1 protein-coding gene is annotated in these 565 nt (G+C 69.4%); it reads right to left on the reverse strand.

Annotation, left to right across the window (positions count from 1 at the left end; genetic code table 11):
• Positions 1-127 precede the first annotated feature (127 nt).
• Entirely contained in the window at positions 128-433 is a 306-nt protein-coding gene (locus ABD323_RS44480) for a hypothetical protein (RefSeq protein WP_344447665.1), read from the reverse strand.
• Positions 434-565 lie beyond the last annotated feature (132 nt).

Consider the following 565-nt stretch of genomic DNA (forward strand, 5'->3'; position numbering starts at 1 on the left):
GAAGATGTTGGCGATCGTGCTGCACCACACCGCCCGGGTCCTGCCGTCGCTGATCGTGTCCATCGGTGCCCTCATTGGGCATGGGAAAAGCCCTGGCGTCAGCCAGGGCCTCGGGGTTGGCGGTGGGTCAGATGCGCAGAGCTGCGACGGTCACGGACGCGGTGGAGGAGTACGTCACGGCACAGGTCCCGTCTACCGCGCCGGCGTACAGCTCCGCGCTGATCGGGCCGATCATCTTGTCGCCGGTGGTGGCGGGCACCGTGACGACCGTGTCGGCCACGGCCTGGCCGCGGACCTTGGCGGTCGCGGTGAGGGTGACGGTCATGCTGGCCCCGGCGGTGTTCTTGACGTGCAGCCAGGCCCGGTCGTCACACGGGACGGTGGTGGAGGCAACGGCGGGGGCAAAGATCGGGGTGAGGCCGGCCAGGCTCACCGCCTGGGGTGTCAGTTGGGGCAAAAGGAGTCTCCGATCAGGCGGGTGCGGATCTCAACCGGTACTGCACCGGCAGGTAGTACAGGGGCGGGGTCACGTCGTCGTCCCTCTGCAGCGGCGGGCCGCCGAGCT

Origin of the sequence: Kitasatospora nipponensis, from assembly GCF_039528135.1 — a bacterium.
Taxonomy (GTDB): domain Bacteria; phylum Actinomycetota; class Actinomycetes; order Streptomycetales; family Streptomycetaceae; genus Kitasatospora; species Kitasatospora nipponensis.